12 protein-coding genes and 3 pseudogenes are annotated in these 16,819 nt (G+C 67.5%); 11 read left to right on the plus strand and 4 right to left on the minus strand.

Features of this window, described 5'->3' with window-relative positions; all coding sequences use genetic code 11:
• Positions 1–2: 2 nt before the first annotated feature.
• Positions 3–776 (minus strand): ferredoxin--NADP reductase, encoded by a 774-nt coding sequence (locus CBP34_RS00815; RefSeq protein ID WP_094097020.1) that lies wholly within the window; start codon positions 774–776, stop codon positions 3–5.
• A gap of 185 nt (positions 777–961) precedes the next feature.
• Here CBP34_RS00815 and CBP34_RS00820 point away from each other — a divergent pair, with 185 nt between their 5' ends.
• The 4 genes and pseudogenes from CBP34_RS00820 to CBP34_RS00835 all read left to right on the plus strand — a co-directional run bounded on the left by CBP34_RS00820 (position 962) and on the right by CBP34_RS00835 (position 5,668).
• Complete coding sequence (locus CBP34_RS00820; protein ID WP_094097021.1) at positions 962–2,167, plus strand: ABC transporter substrate-binding protein; 1,206 nt, start codon at positions 962–964, stop codon at positions 2,165–2,167.
• Between the two features lie 39 nt (positions 2,168–2,206).
• Positions 2,207–4,104 (plus strand): annotated as a pseudogene (locus CBP34_RS00825) (ABC transporter permease).
• A complete protein-coding gene (locus CBP34_RS00830) occupies positions 4,101–4,892 on the plus strand; it encodes an ABC transporter ATP-binding protein (RefSeq protein WP_086928548.1) in 792 nt (263 codons plus the stop codon). Before CBP34_RS00825 ends, CBP34_RS00830 begins: the two are co-directional and overlap by 4 nt.
• The gene (locus tag CBP34_RS00835) at positions 4,889–5,668 is read left to right on the plus strand and encodes an ABC transporter ATP-binding protein (protein ID WP_094097022.1); all 780 of its coding nucleotides are present in this window, start codon (positions 4,889–4,891) and stop codon (positions 5,666–5,668) included. The genes CBP34_RS00830 and CBP34_RS00835 overlap by 4 nt, the downstream gene beginning before the upstream one ends.
• A gap of 43 nt (positions 5,669–5,711) precedes the next feature.
• Here CBP34_RS00835 and CBP34_RS00840 read toward each other — a convergent pair whose 3' ends face one another.
• Both CBP34_RS00840 and CBP34_RS00845 read right to left on the minus strand, forming a co-directional pair.
• Entirely contained in the window at positions 5,712–7,517 is a 1,806-nt protein-coding gene (locus CBP34_RS00840; protein ID WP_094097023.1) for a methyl-accepting chemotaxis protein, read from the minus strand.
• 73 nt (positions 7,518–7,590) lie between these two features.
• Positions 7,591–9,141: a YifB family Mg chelatase-like AAA ATPase gene (locus CBP34_RS00845; RefSeq protein ID WP_086926240.1), complete on the minus strand. Its 1,551-nt coding sequence runs from the start codon at positions 9,139–9,141 to the stop codon at positions 7,591–7,593.
• Positions 9,142–9,353: 212 nt separating this feature from the next.
• On the opposite strand from CBP34_RS00845, the gene CBP34_RS00850 reads away from it, so the two are divergent.
• The 7 genes and pseudogenes from CBP34_RS00850 (at position 9,354) to CBP34_RS00880 (ending at position 16,210) form a co-directional block, all read left to right on the plus strand.
• Entirely contained in the window at positions 9,354–10,085 is a 732-nt protein-coding gene (locus CBP34_RS00850; protein WP_094097024.1) for a TorF family putative porin, read from the plus strand.
• A 46-nt stretch (positions 10,086–10,131) separates the two neighbouring features.
• Positions 10,132–10,470 carry a P-II family nitrogen regulator gene (gene glnK / locus CBP34_RS00855; RefSeq protein WP_086910987.1) on the plus strand — a complete coding sequence of 113 codons (339 nt, stop codon included), beginning with the start codon at positions 10,132–10,134 and terminating at the stop codon, positions 10,468–10,470.
• Between the two features lie 43 nt (positions 10,471–10,513).
• Positions 10,514–11,951, plus strand: a pseudogene (amt, locus tag CBP34_RS00860) (ammonium transporter).
• 213 nt (positions 11,952–12,164) lie between these two features.
• On the plus strand, positions 12,165–13,289 hold the full coding sequence (gene glcE / locus CBP34_RS00865; RefSeq protein ID WP_208616358.1) for a glycolate oxidase subunit GlcE: 1,125 nt from the start codon (positions 12,165–12,167) through the stop codon (positions 13,287–13,289).
• A 70-nt stretch (positions 13,290–13,359) separates the two neighbouring features.
• Positions 13,360–14,127 (plus strand): annotated as a pseudogene (locus CBP34_RS00870) (YoaK family protein); the annotation flags it as partial.
• 50 nt (positions 14,128–14,177) lie between these two features.
• Entirely contained in the window at positions 14,178–15,431 is a 1,254-nt protein-coding gene (glcF, locus tag CBP34_RS00875) for a glycolate oxidase subunit GlcF (protein ID WP_094097025.1), read from the plus strand.
• 104 nt (positions 15,432–15,535) lie between these two features.
• Entirely contained in the window at positions 15,536–16,210 is a 675-nt protein-coding gene (locus tag CBP34_RS00880) for a dienelactone hydrolase family protein (protein ID WP_094097026.1), read from the plus strand.
• Here CBP34_RS00880 and CBP34_RS00885 read toward each other — a convergent pair.
• The gene (locus tag CBP34_RS00885; RefSeq protein WP_094097027.1) at positions 16,196–16,816 is read right to left on the minus strand and encodes a phosphoribosyltransferase; all 621 of its coding nucleotides are present in this window, start codon (positions 16,814–16,816) and stop codon (positions 16,196–16,198) included. The two genes, CBP34_RS00880 and CBP34_RS00885, sit on opposite strands and share 15 nt — an antisense overlap.
• Positions 16,817–16,819: the final 3 nt, after the last annotated feature.

A 16,819-nucleotide genomic window follows, 5' to 3' on the forward strand; every position in this document is an offset into this window, starting at 1 on the left:
GCTTACTTTTCGACGAAAGCGCGTTCGATGACGAAGTCACCGGGTTTGGTGGTGTTGCCTTCCTCGAAGTCGCGGTGCTCCAGGATGTGCTTGAGCGAAGCCAGCATCTCGGGGCTGCCGCACAGCATCACGCGGTCGGTCAGCGGGTCCAGTGCGGGAACGCCCAGGTCGGTGAACAGCTTGCCGCTTTCGATCAGGTCGTTGATGCGGCCCTGGTTCTTGAACGGCTCGCGCGTCACCGTGGGGTAGTACTTGAGCTGCTTGGTCACCAGCTCGCCCAGGAACTCGTGTTGGGGCAGCTCCTGGGTGATGTAGTCGTGGTAGGCCAGTTCCTTGACCTGGCGCACGCCGTGCACCAGCACCACTTCCTCGAATTTCTCGTAGGTCTCGGGGTCGCGGATCACGCTCATGAACGGCGCCAGGCCCGTGCCGGTGGACAGCATGTACAGGCGCTTGGCCGGCAGCAGGTAGTCGATCAGCAGGGTGCCGGTGGGCTTCTTGCCGACGATGACGGTGTCGCCCACCTGGATGTGCTGCAGCCGCGAGGTCAGTGGGCCGTCGGGCACCTTGATGGAGAGGAACTCCAGGTGCTCCTCGTAGTTGGCGCTGACGATGCTGTAGGCGCGTAGCAGCGGCTTGTCGTTCACCTTCAGGCCGATCATGGTGAAGTGCCCGTTGGAGAAGCGCAGCGCCGGGTCGCGGGTGGTGGTGAAGCTGAAAAGCCGGTCGGTCCAGTGGTGAACGGTCAGCACGCGTTCTTCGAGAAAGGCACTCATGGTTTTTTGGCAGGAATGAAAAAAACAAGGCCCCAAACGGGGCAGGGCTCAGGGCGGCGGCGCCGCCCGGGCCGGGCCTGGCATGCACCCCGGTCCGGCGGGCAAACCCGCACATTGTCCGGCAAATGCGATGGGCGGTACATTTTGTGGTTTCGGCCCCTGTGATGTGGAACAAAGGAAAACCAATGCGAAGCTTCTCTGTCGCCCGTCGGGCCCTGTTGGTGGCCGGGCTGGCATGTGCCGCCGGTGCGGTGCACGCCCAAGGCGCGATCAAGATCGGTGAGATCAACAGCTACAAGGCGCAGCCCGCCTTCCTGGGGCCCTACAAGAAGGGCATGGAACTGGCCGTGGCCGAGGTCAACAGCGCCGGCGGCATCAACGGCCGCAAGCTGGAGCTGGTGGTGCGCGACGACAACGGCAACCCGGGCGACGCCGTGCGGGCCGCCGACGAGTTGCTGGCGCGCGAGAAGGTGGATGTGCTCATGGGCAGCTTCCTGTCGCATGTGGGGCTGGCCCTGACCGACTTTGCCAAGCAGAAAAAGGTCTTCTTCCTCGCGGCGGAGCCGCTGACCGACAAGATCGTCTGGGAAAATGGCAACCGCTACACCTTCCGCCTGCGCGCCTCCACCTACATGCAGGTGGCCATGCTGGTGCCCGAGGCCGCGGCCGTGAAGAAAAAGCGCTGGGCCATCGTCTATCCCAACTATGAATATGGCCAGTCGGCGGCGGCCACGTTCAAGAAGCTGCTCAAGGCTGCGCAACCCGATGTGGAGTTTGTGGCCGAGCAGGCGCCGCCCCTGGGCAAGGTGGATGCCGGCAGCGTGGTGCAGGCGCTGGCCGATGCCAAACCCGACGCCATTTTCAATGTGCTGTTTGCTGCCGATCTGGCGCGGCTGGTGCGCGAGGGCAACACCCGCGGGCTGTTCAAGGGCCGCGAAGTGGTGAGCCTGCTGACGGGCGAGCCCGAGTACCTGGACCCGCTCAAGGGCGAGGCACCGGTGGGATGGATCGTCACGGGCTACCCCTGGTATGCCATCCAGACCGCAGAGCACCAGGCGTTCCTGAAGGCCTACAAGGAGCGCTTCAACGACCATCCCCGGCTGGGCTCGGTGGTGGGCTACACGGCCATCCAGTCGCTGGCCGCCGGCTTGCGCAAGGCCGGGGGCAGCGACACCGAAAAGCTGATCGCCGCCTTCAAAGGGCTGGAGGTGACTTCGCCGTTTGGGCCCATCCGCTACCGCACCGAAGACCACCAGTCCACCATGGGCACCTTCGTGGGCCGCACGCGGCTGCAAAACGGCACGGGCGTGATGTCGGACTTCCGTTATCTCGACGGTGCGCGCTTTCAGCAGTCTGCCGACGAGGTGCGCAAACTGCGCGCTGCCGACTGAGATGGGTAACCCTTCGCCGTTCTGTTCGGCACTCTGCGCATGAGTTTTTCCGGGCTGCTCGTGCAGCTGCTCAACGGGCTGGCCTCGGCCTCGTCGCTGTTTCTGGTGTCGGCAGGGCTGTCGCTGATTTTCGGGGTCATGCGCATCGTCAACTTCGCCCATGGCTCGTTCTTCATGCTGGGCATCTATCTGGCGTATTCGCTGGTGGAGAGCCTGGGTGCCGTGATCGGTTTCTGGCCCGCGCTGCTGCTGGCACCGCTGGCCACGGCGGTCCTGGGGGCGCTGGTGGAGGTGGTGCTGCTGCGGCGCATTTACCGCGCGCCCGAGCTGTTTCAGCTGCTGGCTACCTTCGCTCTGGTGCTGGTGATCAAGGATGCCGTGCTGTGGGCCTGGGGGCCTGAAGAGCTTTTCGGGCCGCGTGCCCCGGGGCTGGAAGGTGCTGTCGACATCCTGGGCCGGCAGTTTCCGACGTACGACCTGTTCCTGATGGCGGTGGGCCCGCTGGTGCTGGGGCTTTTGTGGCTGGGCCTGCATCGCACGCGCTGGGGCACGCTGGTGCGCGCGGCCACGCAGGACCGCGGCATGGTGGGCGCCCTCGGCGTCAACCAGGCCTGGCTGTTCACCGGGGTGTTTGCGCTGGGCGCCTTGCTGGCGGGCCTGGCGGGCGCGTTGCAGCTGCCGCGCGAGCCGGCCCAGCTCGACATGGACCTGAACACCATCGGCGCGGCCTTCGTGGTCGTGGTGGTGGGCGGCATGGGCTCGATCCCCGGTGCGTTCGTGGCGGCGCTGCTGATTGCCGAACTCAAGGCGGTTTGCGTGTGGGCCGGGCTGGTGGAGGTGGGGGCATCAGCCTGTCGCTGTCCAGGATGACGCTGGTGGTGGAGTTCCTTGTCATGGCCGTGGTCCTGGTGTGGCGGCCCTGGGGGCTGCTGGGGCGGCCGCAGCCGCCCGCGCGCCAGGCCGGCATGGTCGAGGCGCCGCTGCAGCCGGCCAGCCGAGCCCTGCAATGGGTGGGCTGGGCCATCCTGGCCGCGCTGGCGCTGGTCCCGCTGCTGGCGGACATCTGGCCCTACGCGCCGGTGCTGCTGGTGGATGTGCTGGTGGCGGTGCTCTTTGCGTCCAGCCTGCATTTCCTCATGGGGCCTGCGGGCATGCACTCGTTCGGCCATGCCGCCTATTTCGGGCTGGGGGCCTATGCGGCGGCGTTGCTGGTGCAGTCGGCCGGGGGGCGCATGGAACTGGCCCTGCTGCTGGCACCGCTGGCCGCGGGCGTTGCGGCGCTGCTGTATGGCTGGTTTTGTGTGCGGCTGTCGGGCGTGTACCTCACCATGCTCACGCTGGCGTTTGCGCAGATCACCTGGGCGCTGTGCTACCAGTGGGACGCCGTCACCGGTGGCAGCAACGGCATCGCCGGCGTGTGGCCCGCACCGTGGCTGGCCAGCCAGCCGGCCTATTACCTGCTGACGCTGGCCCTGGTGGCTGCCGGCGTGCTGCTGCTGCGGCGCGTGCTGCTGGCGCCGTTCGGCTATGCGCTGCGCGCGGTGCGCGACTCGGCCCTGCGGGCCGATGCGATCGGCATGGACGGGCGCCGCCTGCAGTGGGTGGCGTTTGTGGTGGCGGGCGTGTTGGCCGGCCTGGCCGGTGCGCTGTATGTGTTCTCCAAGGGCAGCATTTCTCCCGAAGGGCTGTCGGTGGGCAAGTCGGTGGACGGGCTGGTGATGGTGCTGCTGGGCGGCGTGCAGACGCTGGTCGGCCCCTGGGTGGGCGCGGTCACTTTCACCTGGCTGCACGACACGGTGGCGCGCAACACCGACTACTGGCGCGCCGTGCTGGGCGGCACCATGTTGGCGCTGGTGCTGCTGTTCCCGCAGGGGCTGGCGGGCTTTGCCCGGCATGTGGCCCTGCGTTGGCAGTCCCGCCGCAGGAGCGCGCCATGAGCGCGGTGACCCCATTGCTGCAGGTGCGCGGCCTGCGCAAGGCCTTTGGCGGCGTGCACGCGGTCGACGGCGTGGATTTCACGCTCGCGCCCGGTGAGATGCTGGCGCTGATCGGGCCCAACGGCGCCGGCAAGTCCACCACCTTCAACATGGTGGGTGGCCAGTTGCGGCCCGATGCGGGCACCATTCGGCTGGCGGGCGTGGACATAGCCGGCTTGCCGCCGCGCGCCATCTGGCGCCAGGGCGTGGGGCGTACCTTCCAGATTGCCGAAACCTTTGCCTCGCTCACCGTGGTCGAGAACGTGCAGATGGCCTTGCTGTCGGCGGACCGGCGCCTGTTCTCGTTCTGGCCCCGCGCGCAGGACCACCGGCGTGACGACGCGCTGGCCCTGCTGGCACAGGTGGGGATGCAGGCGCAGGCGCTGCGCCCCTGCAGCACGCTGGCCTATGGCGATGTCAAGCGGGTGGAGCTGGCCATGGCGCTGGCCCATGCGCCCCGGCTGCTGCTGATGGATGAGCCCACGGCCGGCATGGCGCCGGCGGAACGCCTGGCGCTCATGGCCCTCACGCAGCAACTCGCGCGCGAGCGTGCCATGGGCGTGCTGTTCACCGAGCACAGCATGGATGTGGTGTTTGCCCACGCCGACCGCGTAATGGTGCTGGCGCGCGGGCGCCTGCTGGCCGAGGGCACGCCGCAGGCCATACGCGACAACGCCCAGGTGCAGCAGGTGTACCTGGGCAGCGGCAGCATGTTCGGCAAGGCGCCCACACGCGGGAGCATGGGGTGACAGCCGTAGCGTCTTCCTGCTCGCCACCCACGGCCTCACCAGCGCCCCTGCTGGCGGTGCAGGGCCTGGCCGCCTGGTATGGCGCCGCGCAGGTGCTGTTTGGCGTGGACCTGCAGGTGGGGCGCGGCGAGGTGGTTGCCCTGATGGGGCGCAACGGCGCCGGCAAGTCCACCACGCTCAAGGCGATCGTCGGTCTGGAGGTGCGCCGTAACCTGGGCCAGGCGGGGCACCTGCGCTTTCTGGGTCGCGACATCGCGCGCTGCGCGCCCTACGAGGTGGCGCGCATGGGCCTGGGCTATGTGCCCGAAGACCGGCGCATCTTCACCGACCTGAGCGTGCTCGACAACCTGGAAGTGGGCCGCCAGGGCGCGCGCCATTGGACCGACGGCAGCGCCGCGCCGCATTGGACGCCCGCGCGACTGTTTGCGCTGTTTCCCAATCTGGGTGAAATGCCCCAGCGGCCGGGCGGGCGCATGAGTGGCGGCGAGCAGCAGATGCTCACGGTGGCGCGCACCCTCATGGGCCAGCCCTTGCTGGTGCTGCTGGATGAGCCTTCCGAAGGCGTGGCGCCGTTGATCGTGGAGCAGATGGCCCACACCATCCGGCAACTCAAGTCACAGGGCGTGAGCGTGCTGCTGTCCGAGCAGAACCTGCACTTTGCCGAGGCGGTTGCCGACCGCGCCTACGTGCTGGAAAAGGGCCAGATCTGCCACCACAGCACCATGGCGGCGCTGGTGGCCGACCTGCCCGTGCGCCGCCAGTACCTCGGGGTGTAGGCCTGCGGACCGCTGATGAGAGGCTAAATATGCCTCTGGCGCTTTATTCATAAGCGCAAGCAGCTATCAATATAGGAGTTTTGTCTGGCGGTGCGTGGGCCCGCACGCGCCTGGCCCTCGGCTCAGAAGGATTCCCAGTCGTCCTCGCTGCGCTGCGAGGCAATGGCGGTTGCCGGGGCTTTGACGCGGGGCGCTGCAGGGCGGCTGGCCGATGACAGGGTGTGCTTGGGGGCGGGCTCGTGCGCGTGGGCGCGGCAACGGGGCGCGGTGCGGTGCGCTGCTGCGGGGCGATGGCGCGCGCTTCGGGTTGTCCGGCGATCCGGAACACGCTCACCGCCTGCGACAGTTGCGCTGCCTGGGCCTTGAGCGAGCCCGTGGCGGCTGCAGCTTCTTCCACCAGCGCCGCGTTCTGCTGCGTCACCTGGTCCATCTGCGAGATGGCCTGGTGCACCTGGTCGATGCCCGCGCTCTGTTCCTGGCTGGCGGCGGCGATCTCGGCCATGATGTCCGTCACGCGCTTGACGCTGTCCACGATGGCTTCCATGGTCTTGCCGGCTTCGGCCACCTGCTGCGTGCCTTCGTCCACCTTGCCCACCGAGTCGTCGATCAGCGTCTTGATGTCCTTGGCCGCCGCCGCCGAGCGCTGCGCCAGGCTGCGCACCTCGCTGGCCACCACGGCAAAGCCCCGGCCCTGTTCGCCGGCCCGGGCGGCTTCCACGGCCGCGTTCAGCGCCAGGATGTTGGTCTGGAAGGCAATGCCGTCGATCACGCCGATGATGTCGGCGATCTTGCGCGACGAGGTGTTGATGGCGCTCATGGTGCCCACCACGTTCGACACCACCTGACCGCCCTGCACGGCCACCTGCGATGCCGACGCGGCCAGCTGGTTGGCCTGGCGTGCGTTGTCGGCGTTCTGCTTGACGGTGCTGGTCAGCTCTTCCATCGAAGCGGCGGTTTCTTCCAGCGAGCTGGCCTGCTGCTCGGTGCGCGACGACAGATCCTGGTTGCCCGCGTCGATCTGGTTCGATGCGGTGGCAATGCCCTCGGTGCCCGAGCGCACGCGGCCCACCACCTGGGCCAGGCTGGTGTTCATGTCCTGCAGCGCCTGCATCAGCTGGCCCGTCTCGTCGCGGGAGTGCACTTGCACCGTCGTGGTCAGATCGTTGTCGGCCACGGCACGGGCCACGCGCACGGCGTCCGACAGCGGCCGGATGATCCCGCGCGTCAGCCACCAGGCGCACAGGCCGCCGGCCACCACGGCCAGGGTGCACAGCAGCATCAGCCACATGCGGCTTTGCGCATAGACGGCCTGGATGTCCTTCGCGGTGGTGTCGATGCTGGCGCGTTGCAGGTCCAGCAGTTGCTGGATCAGGGCCATGTATTTTTCGGCCGCGGGCAGGAAGGCCTGGTTCAGCGTGCGGTCGGCTTCCTCCAGTTGCCCGTCTGCCTTGGCCTTCACCGCCTGGTCGCGCGACGACAGATAGGTGACGCGGGCCTTCTTGATCGTGACCCACAGTTCCTTTTCGGCCGGGCTGGAGAGCAGGGGCTCGATCTGGTCCTGCAGCTTGCCCGATTCGCGCGTGGACATGGCGGCGTCTTCGGCGAAGAAGGCGCCCAGCGACGGGTCGGTGCTCTTGACGATGGCGGACGTGCGCCGGACGGCACTGTAGACGTACCGGTACCAGTCGCTGATCATCCGTTCCATGGCCAGGGGCTGCTGGGTCATGTTGTGGGTGGCCTGTGCCACGGTTTGCAGGCGCCACAGGCCAATGGTGGTCATCATGACCATCAGGACGAGAACGAGGGCAAATCCTCCGCCAAGGCGAGTGCCGATTTTCAGGTTTTTCATGGATTCTTGGGAGCTGGGTTGCAGGTGGGGGCCGCTGGGCGGCCAGGGGTATGGGGGTAACGGGGGCGGTGCTTCAGGCGGCAGGCCCGCGCAGCACGCGCCGGTATTGCACGGCCTCTGCCACATGCGCCACCTGGGTGCTGGCGGCACCGGCCAGGTCGGCAATGGTGCGCGCCACCTTCAGGGTGCGGTGCGTGCTGCGGGCCGACCAGCCCAGGCGCGCTGCCGCCGTTTGCAGAAACTGTGTGGCTGCGGGCTCCAGGGCGGTGTGGGTATCGATTTCCTGGCCCTGCAGCGCCTGGTTGGTTTTTCCCTGGCGGGTGATGGCCGCCAGGCGGGCGCGGTCCACGCGCTCGCGCACAGCGGCGCTGGCCTCGCCCGGTGGCGCGTCGAGCAGGTCGGTGGGCGGCAACGCGGGCACCTCCACATGCAGGTCGATGCGATCAAGCAGGGGCCCGCTGAGCTTGCCCTGGTAGCGCGCCACCTGGTCGGGCGTGCAGCGGCAGGCACGCTGCGCAGACCCCAAGAAGCCGCAGGGGCAGGGGTTCATGGCAGCCACCATCTGAAAACACGCCGGAAACTCGGCGCGCCGGGCGGCGCGCGCAATGGTGATGCGCCCGGTTTCCAGGGGCTCGCGCAGGGCCTCCAGGGCGGCCCGGGGGAACTCCGGCAACTCGTCCAGGAACAGCACCCCGTGGTGGGCCAGTGATATTTCTCCTGGCTGCGGCGGCGAGCCGCCGCCCACCAGCGCCACGGCCGATGCCGTGTGGTGGGGCTGGCTGGTGGGCCGCTGCGCCCATTGCCCGGCAGCGAAGCGACCTGCCAGGCTGGCCACGGCCGCACTTTCCAGGGCCTCTTCCATCGTCATGGCTGGCAGCAGCCCGGCAAAGCGCTGGGCCAGCATGGACTTGCCCGAACCGGGCGGGCCCATCATCAGCAGGCTGTGCCCGCCGGCGGCCGCGATTTCGAGCGCGCGTTTGGCGGCGGCCTGGCCCTTGACGTCCGAAAGATCGGCATAGACCGCTTGCGTGGCCAGCGGTGCGGGCTGCAGCAGGCACCAGCCCTCGTCCGTGGCAGCGGTGTCGTCGATGGACTCCTGGCCGCCTGCCGGCAGGAACTGCCGCACGACATCCAGCAGGTGGCGCGCGCGGTAAACCTGCGCGCCGGGCACCAGGGCGGCTTCTTCGGCGCTGCCCGGTGGCAACACCAGCCGCACCGCTACCTGGTGGGCGCGCAGCGCCAGGCTGGTGGCGAGTGCGCCGCGCACAGGGCGCAATTGACCGGACAGCGACAGCTCGCCGGCGAACTCATGGCCGGCCAGGCGGCTGGCGTCGATCTGTCCGCTGGCGGCCAGGATGCCCAGGGCAATCGGCAGGTCAAAGCGCCCCGAGTCCTTGGGCAGATCGGCCGGTGCAAGGTTTACGGTGATGCGCTTGTTGTGGGGGAACTCCAGCCCCGCGTTCTGCAGCGCCGAGCGCACACGCTCGCGCGCCTCCTTCACCTCCACATCGGCCAGGCCGACCAGGGTGAAGCTGGGAAGCCCGTTGGCCAGATGCACCTCGACGGTGACGGAGGGCGCTTCCAGCCCCAGAAGCGCGCGACTTTGCACCAATGCAAGACTCATGAACGGTTTTCTCCCCAGTTGGGTGCGGTGTGTGGGTGATTGTCGCCTGCTGGCGGCGCTGCGCACCAATGGGGTGCGATCGCGTGGCGCTGCAGCCAATGTACGGGCGAACGCACGCCGTGGATACGGGCCCTGTCGCCATGGTCGTTCACAACATGGCACGGACCGTGCTTAACCCGACTGTCCCTACTCTTTGTCCAACCGGAGGAACCATGAACCGCGCATCCATCAAGCTTCTGAGCGTCGCCTTTGCTGCAGCCCTGCCTTTGCTGGCCAGTGCCCAGCTCACCGGCAATGTCAGCCTGACCAGCAACTACAAGTTCCGGGGGCAGGACCAGGACACCGGCAAGGTCAGCGCTTTCAAGCCCGCCGTGCAGGGCGGTTTTGACTATGCCTTCGGTGACACCGGCTGGTACGTCGGCAACTGGAACTCCAGCGTGAACTGGCTGTCCGGCAACTCGCTGGAAGCCGATATCTACGGTGGCTACAAATTCAAGGCCGGTGAGGTGGACCTGGATCTGGGGGCCCTGAGCTACCTGTATCCCGGCAACACCAGCGGCAACACCACCGAGCTCTATGGCGCCGCCACCTTCGGCCCGCTCACGGCCAAGTATTCGCACACGGTGTCCAAGGATTACTTCGGCTGGGCGGGCGCCAAGTCTGGCTCTGGTCTCAAGGGCCGCAACACGGGCTACCTGAATTTCGCGGTGGCGCAGGAAGTCATGCCCAAGGTGACGCTGAAGGCCGCGGTGGGCTTCACCCGCTTTTCCAGCGACATCAAGGACTCGGGCGTTCCCAACTACATGGACTACAGCGTGGGCGGTGCCTACGACTTTGGCGACGGCCTCACCCTGGGTGCCGCCATCGTGGGCGCCAACAAGAAAGACTATTTCGGTCCCGGCAACAAAGCCCGCCTGATCGCCACGCTCACCAAAACCCTGTAATCAACGGCAGGCACCCCTAGGGTGCCGTCTATCGGAGGAACTCAAAATGAAAATGGTGACAGCCATCATCAAACCCTTCAAGCTCGACGAAGTGCGTGAAGCTCTTTCCGACATCGGGGTGCAAGGCATCACGGTGACCGAGGTCAAGGGCTTCGGGCGCCAGAAGGGCCATACCGAGCTGTACCGCGGCGCGGAATATGTGGTCGACTTCCTGCCCAAGGTCAAGATCGAGGCCGCCGTGGCCGACGAGCTGGTGGACCGCGTGATCGAAGCCATCGAAGGCGCGGCACGCACCGGCAAGATTGGTGACGGCAAGATTTTCGTCACCCATCTGGAGCAGGTGGTGCGCATCCGCACCGGCGAAACCGGCAAGGAAGCCCTTTAAGCGCCGGCCAAGGCCCCGCTGCATTCCACAAAGAGAACATGCCATGAAAAAACTGCTTGCCTCCTTCGTTCTGGGACTGAGCCTGCTTTGCGCAGGATCGATGTCCCTGGCCCAGGCACCCGCCCCGGCCGAAACCACTACTGCCGCCCCGGCGGCCGATGCTGCTGCGCCCGCCGCTCCGTGGCTGCGCCGGCAGATGCAGCCCGGCGCCCGCCGCCGCGGCTGCCGAGGCCGCACCCGCGGCGCCAGCGCCCAAGCTCGACTCGGGCGACACCGCATGGATGCTGACTTCCACCATGCTCGTGATCCTGATGGTCATCCCGGGCCTGGCCCTGTTCTACGGCGGCCTGGCCCGCTCCAAGAACATGCTGTCGGTGCTGGTGCAGGTGTTCGTGATCTTTGCGCTGATCACCGTGCTGTGGGCCATTTATGGGTACAGCCTGACCTTTGCCGGCGAGGGTCAGTTCTTTGGCGGCTTTGACAAGATCTTCCTCAAGGGCATAGCGCCAGACACGCTGTCGGGCCTGCTGCCGACCATTCCGGAGTACGTGTTCGTCGCCTTCCAGTCCACCTTTGCCGCCATCACCGTGGCGCTGATCGTGGGTTCGTTCGCCGAGCGCATCAAGTTTGCTGCCGTGCTGATCTTCGCCGTGCTGTGGTTCACCTTCAGCTACATCCCGATGGCCCACATGGTGTGGGGCGGTGGTTTGCTGGGCAAGGACGGCGCGCTCGACTTTGCTGGCGGCACCGTGGTGCACATCAATGCCGGTATCGCCGGCCTGGTGGGTGCCTTCATGGTGGGCAAGCGCATCGGCTTTGGCAAGGAAGCACTGACCCCGCACAGCCTGACGCTGACCATGGTGGGCGCCTCGCTGCTGTGGGTGGGCTGGTTCGGCTTCAACGCCGGCTCGGCCGGTGCTGCCAACGGTGTGGCCGGTCTGGCCTTCATCAACACCATTCTGGCCACGGGCGCTGCCACGCTGTCCTGGCTGGCCGGTGAAGCGTTGCACAAGGGCAAGGCCTCGATGCTGGGTGCTGCCTCGGGTGCGGTGGCCGGTCTGGTGGCGGTCACGCCGGCTGCCGGTTTCGTGGGCCCCATGGGTTCCATCGTGCTGGGCCTGATCGCTGGCGTGGTCTGCCTGTGGGGTGTGGGCGGCCTCAAGAAGATGCTGGGTGCCGACGATGCGTTCGATGTGTTTGGCGTGCACGGCGTGGGCGGCATCATCGGTGCCATCCTGACGGCGGTGTTTGCCTCGCAAAGCCTGGGCGGCACGGGTGGCCTGACCCCCGATACCTTCGCCATGGGTGCGCAGCTGTGGATCCAGGTCAAGAGCGTGCTGCTGACCATCGTGTGGTCGGGCGTGGTCTCCTTCATTGCCTACAAGGTCGCCGATCTGCTGGTGGGCCTGCGTGTCTCTGAAGAAGCCGAGCGCGAAGGTCTGGACATCACGTCACACGGCGAGACGGCGTACAACCGCTGATCGCCCCGCGCTGCGGCGTCTGGTGGCACCGCAGCGCACTGAAATTTCGGTGAGTGTCTCTTCAAGGTTTTGGCCCGCCCTTCTGGCGGGCCTTTTTTGTGGGGTGAAACAGCAGCTTGCCGCACGACCAGTCGCTGCGCCAGTGGAATGCACGGCCGCTGTTCAAAAAATTCATGCGGCCCACCCGGCATGCCCTGGTTGCGGGCCGCTACCATGCAGACCATGGAATTCGCCCTGCGCCAGATTGTTGACCGTGTCCACGCCGCCGCCGCCGCGCAAACGCCGCTGCGCATCCGTGGCGGGGGCACCAAGGACTTTCATGGTCTGGCGTTGCGCGGCGAGCTGCTCGACACCCGCGCGCTCACCGGCATCGTGAGCTATGAACCCAGCGAGCTGGTGGTCACGGTGCGTGCCGGCACGCCACTGGCCGAGCTGGAGGCCGTGCTGGCCGAGCAAGGCCAGTGCCTGCCGTTCGAGCCGCCCCATTTCGGCCCGGGCGCCACGGTGGGCGGCATGGTGGCCGCGGGCCTGAGCGGCCCCGCCCGCGCCAGCGTGGGCGCGGTGCGCGACTACCTGCTGGGGGTGGTGCTGCTCAACGGCCGTGCCGAGCTGCTCACGTTCGGCGGCCAGGTCATGAAAAACGTCGCGGGCTACGATGTCTCGCGCCTCATGGCGGGCGCCTGGGGCACGCTGGGCCTGCTCACCGAGGTCAGCCTCAAGGTGCTGCCCGTGGCACCCGGCGAGGCCACGCTGCGCTTTGAATGCAGCCAGGCCGATGCCCTGCGCCGGCTGCACGCCTGGGGTGGCCAGCCCCTGCCGCTTAACGCCAGCTGCTGGGTGGAAGACGCGGGCGTGGGTCAGCTTTACGTGCGCCTGCGCGGCGCCGTGGCAGCGGTCGATGCGGCCTGCCGTAGCATGGGCGGCACGCGGCTTGATAACGCCACCGTGGCGCCCGACTGGCTGGCCTGCCGGGATCAGACCCTGCCCTGGTTCGCCGCCCGCCGGGCGCGCCCCGGGCAGGCGCTGTGGCGCCTGTCGCTGCCCGCCACCGCGCCGGTGCTGGCTCTGCCTGCGGGTGGTGCATCGCCGCTGATCGAATGGCATGGCGCCCTGCGCTGGGTGCAGGCGCCGCTGGAGCAGGGCGATGCACTGCGCGAAGCGGCCCGGGCGGTGGGTGGAAGTGCTTCTTTATTCATAGCTGATGGCGCTGATGGATCAACCGCTACAGGCCAAATTGGCCTGAAATCTGTGGCCTTGGCGCAGATCCATGCGCGCCTCAAGCACGCCTTTGATCCGGCTGGCATTTTCAATCCCGGCCGCCTGGCGCCGCAGTGGTGAGGGGCGCGCCCATGGCTGCCACCGCCGTACGGCATCGGAAACCATGCCTTGACGGCGGCGGAATCTGACCATGCGGCGCCTGCGGCATCTCACCGGCCACCACCGCACCGGCACCAGCAACCGTGTGCTGGGGCTGTTGCTGGCCTTCAATGCCGGGGCGGTGAACGCGGGCGGTTTTCTGGTGGTGCACCTGTACACCTCGCACATGACGGGCTTTCTGTCGATGCTGGCCGACAACCTCGTGCTGGGCAACATGGTGCTGGTGCTCAGCGCCCTGGGGGCCCTGCTGGCCTTCATCAGCGGGGCGGCCACCACGGCGGTCATGGTGAACTGGGCGCTGCAGCGCAAACTGCACAGCAGCTATGCGCTGCCGCTTCTGCTGGAGGCAGGGCTCATGCTGGTGTTCGGGCTGGTGGGCGCCATCACGCTCGACTGGCGCACGCCTTTTTCCGTGCCCATGACGGTGCTGCTGCTGTCCTTCATCATGGGGCTGCAGAACGCCACCGTGACCAAGATGTCCTCGTCGCAGATCCGCACCACGCACATGACGGGCGTGGTGACCGACCTCGGTATCGAGCTGGGCAAGATGCTGTACTGGAACCGCACCGGCATCGCGGTGGAGAACCAGGTGCGCGCCAACCACGCACGGCTGCGCCTGTTTGCGGGTCTGGTGGCGATGTTTCTTGTCGGTGGCATCGCCGGGGCGGCTGGCTTCAAGCATGTGGGCTTTGTGTTTGTGGTGCCGCTGGCGCTGGTGCTGCTGGCCCTGTCGCTGCCCCCGCTGTGGGCCGATCGGGCGCGCCTGCGCCGTCCCCTGCGCAAGGCCGGGCCCGCCCAGCTGCCGCCCGCCCCTGAACCTTTCTTGCTGATCCATCCAGGCTGCACCCCATGCAAACCCAACTCGCCCCTGAATACCGCGCACGCACCGACGGACCGGAGGCCGAAGCCATCCTGCGCAAATGCGTGCACTGCGGTTTCTGCACGGCCACCTGTCCCACCTACCAGTTGCTGGGCGACGAGCTCGACGGCCCGCGCGGCCGCATTTACCTCATCAAGCAGGTGCTCGAAGGCGAGGCCCCCACGCGCAAGACGCAGATGCACCTGGACCGGTGCCTGACCTGCCGCAACTGCGAAAGCACCTGCCCCAGCGGCGTGCAATACGGCCACCTGGTCGATATCGGCCGCAAGATCGTCGATGAAAAAGTGCCCCGCCCCTTGGGCGAAAAGGCCCTGCGCTGGGCGCTGAAGGAAGGTCTGCCCTCGCCCCTGTTCGCTCCCGCCATGAAGGTGGGCCAGGTGGTGCGCGGCCTGCTGCCCAAGGCCCTCCAGGCCAAGGTGCCCGCGCCGCAGCCGGCGGGGGCCTGGCCCACCCGCGAACATGCGCGCAAGGTGCTCATGCTGGCCGGTTGCGTGCAGCCGGCCATGATGCCCAACATCAACACCGCCACCGCCCGCGTGCTGGACGCGGCGGGCATCCAGACCGTGATCGCGCCCCAGGCCGGTTGCTGCGGGGCCGTCAAGTTCCACCTCAACGACCAGGAGGGCGGCAAGGCCGAGATGCGCGCCAATATCGACGCCTGGTGGCCGCTGGTGGCGGCGGGCGGTGTGGAATCCATTGTCATGAATGCCTCGGGCTGCGGCGTCACGGTCAAGGAATATGGCCACATCCTCAAGGACGACCCGCACTATGCCGACAAGGCCGAGCGCATCAGCGCCCTCACGCGCGACCTGTCGGAGCTGCTGCCCGCCCTGCTGCCCGAGCTGGCGCAAAAAATGGCGGGCCGGGTCCAGCGCCCCGACATGCTGTTCGCCTACCACCCGCCTTGCACCCTGCAGCATGGCCAGCAACTGCGCGGTGGGGTAGAGACACACCTGAACCAGCTGGGCTTCAAGCTGCGCGTGGCCCGGAACGAATCCCATCTGTGCTGCGGCTCGGCGGGCACGTATTCGGTGCTCCAGCCTGACCTGTCCTACCAGCTGCGCGACCGCAAGCTCGGTGTGCTGGGCGAGGCCTTTGGCGAGCAGGCGCCCGACGTGATCCTGTCGGCCAACATCGGCTGCATCACGCACCTGCAAAGCGGCACGTCCACGCCGGTGCGGCACTGGGTGGAAGTGCTGGATGAGGCGCTGCGCGCGTCGTGACATCCTGTTTTGGTCTTTTCCCGTGCTGCCAGGGTGGGTGATCCGGGCGCCGCTGGACATGTCCGAGCGACAGGCGAAGACAATGGCCGCGGAGGTGAAATTCCATGCATGCTGCGACGGAACAACTGGTTCGTATCCCCGTGGACAGTGGCCATATCGAGTGCGCACTGGAGTGCCCGGCCGGTAGCCAGGGCCTGGTGCTGTTTGCCCACGGCAGTGGCAGCAGCCGGCACAGCCCACGCAACAACTTTGTGGCGCGGGTGTTGCGGGAACGCGGCTTGGCAACCTTGCTGGTCGATCTGCTCACGCCCGAGGAAGACCGTGCCTACGCCACGCGGTTTGACATTCCTCTGCTAACCCAGCGCCTGCTGGATGTGACCGATTGGGCCCGGCGCCAGCCCGCCACGGCGTTGCTGCCCGTGGGTTATTTTGGCGCGAGCACCGGGGCTGCGGCGGCATTGAGTGCCGCTGCCGCGCTGGGCGACGGCATCGGGGCGGTGGTCTCCCGCGGCGGTCGCCCGGATCTGGCGCCTGCCCGGGATCTTGCCCGGGTGCAATGCCCGACCTTGCTGCTGGTGGGCGCGTGCGACGAAGAGGTGCTGGCCCTGAACCGGCGCGCTGCCGCGCACATGCCGGGGCCCACAACGCTGACCATCGTTCCCCATGCCACCCATCTCTTTGAAGAACCCGGGACGCTGGAGGCCGTTGCCCGCCTGGCCGCCGACTGGTTCGCGCAGCATCTGCGGACACGCGCGGCCCCGGCGTCAAGTGGCGAGTAGCGCGATCACATCCTCGTCGTCCACCTGCGGAAAGTGGCGGTAAAACTGCCCCACCGCCCGGAAATTTTCTGGCGCCAGCAGGCACACCACCTCGTCGGCCATGGGCCGGATTTTCTCCAGGGCCTCGGGTGAGGCAACGGGTATCGCGCAGACCAGCTTGCCGGGTTGGCGCTGGCGCAGGCTGTGCAGCGCGGAAATCATGGTGGCCCCTGTGGCCAGGCCGTCGTCCACCACGATGACGACGCGGCCGTGCGGGTCGATCGGTGCGCGGATCGGCGTGTATTGCACCCGGCGCGAGTGGATCGTGGCCATCTGTTTCTGCTTTTCCTCGGCAATGTAATCCTGGTCGGCGCCCAGCGCAGCCGCGTAGGGTGCGATGTAGGTCCAGCCGTTCTCCGTCACGGAGCCAATGGCCACTTCCGGCTCAAAGGGGGCGCGCAGCTTGCGCACCAGCACCACGTCGAAATCGCCGCCGAGTTGCCGCGCAACGATCTTGCCGATGGGCACGGCACCACGCGGTATGGCCAACACCAGGGGGCGCTGGGTGTTGTAGGCCTTCAGGCGGTCGGCCAACTGATGGGCAGCGTCGTCGCGGTCTTTGAACATGGG

This window comes from Acidovorax carolinensis (genome assembly GCF_002157145.1).
Taxonomy (GTDB): Bacteria; Pseudomonadota; Gammaproteobacteria; order Burkholderiales; family Burkholderiaceae_C; genus Acidovorax; species Acidovorax carolinensis.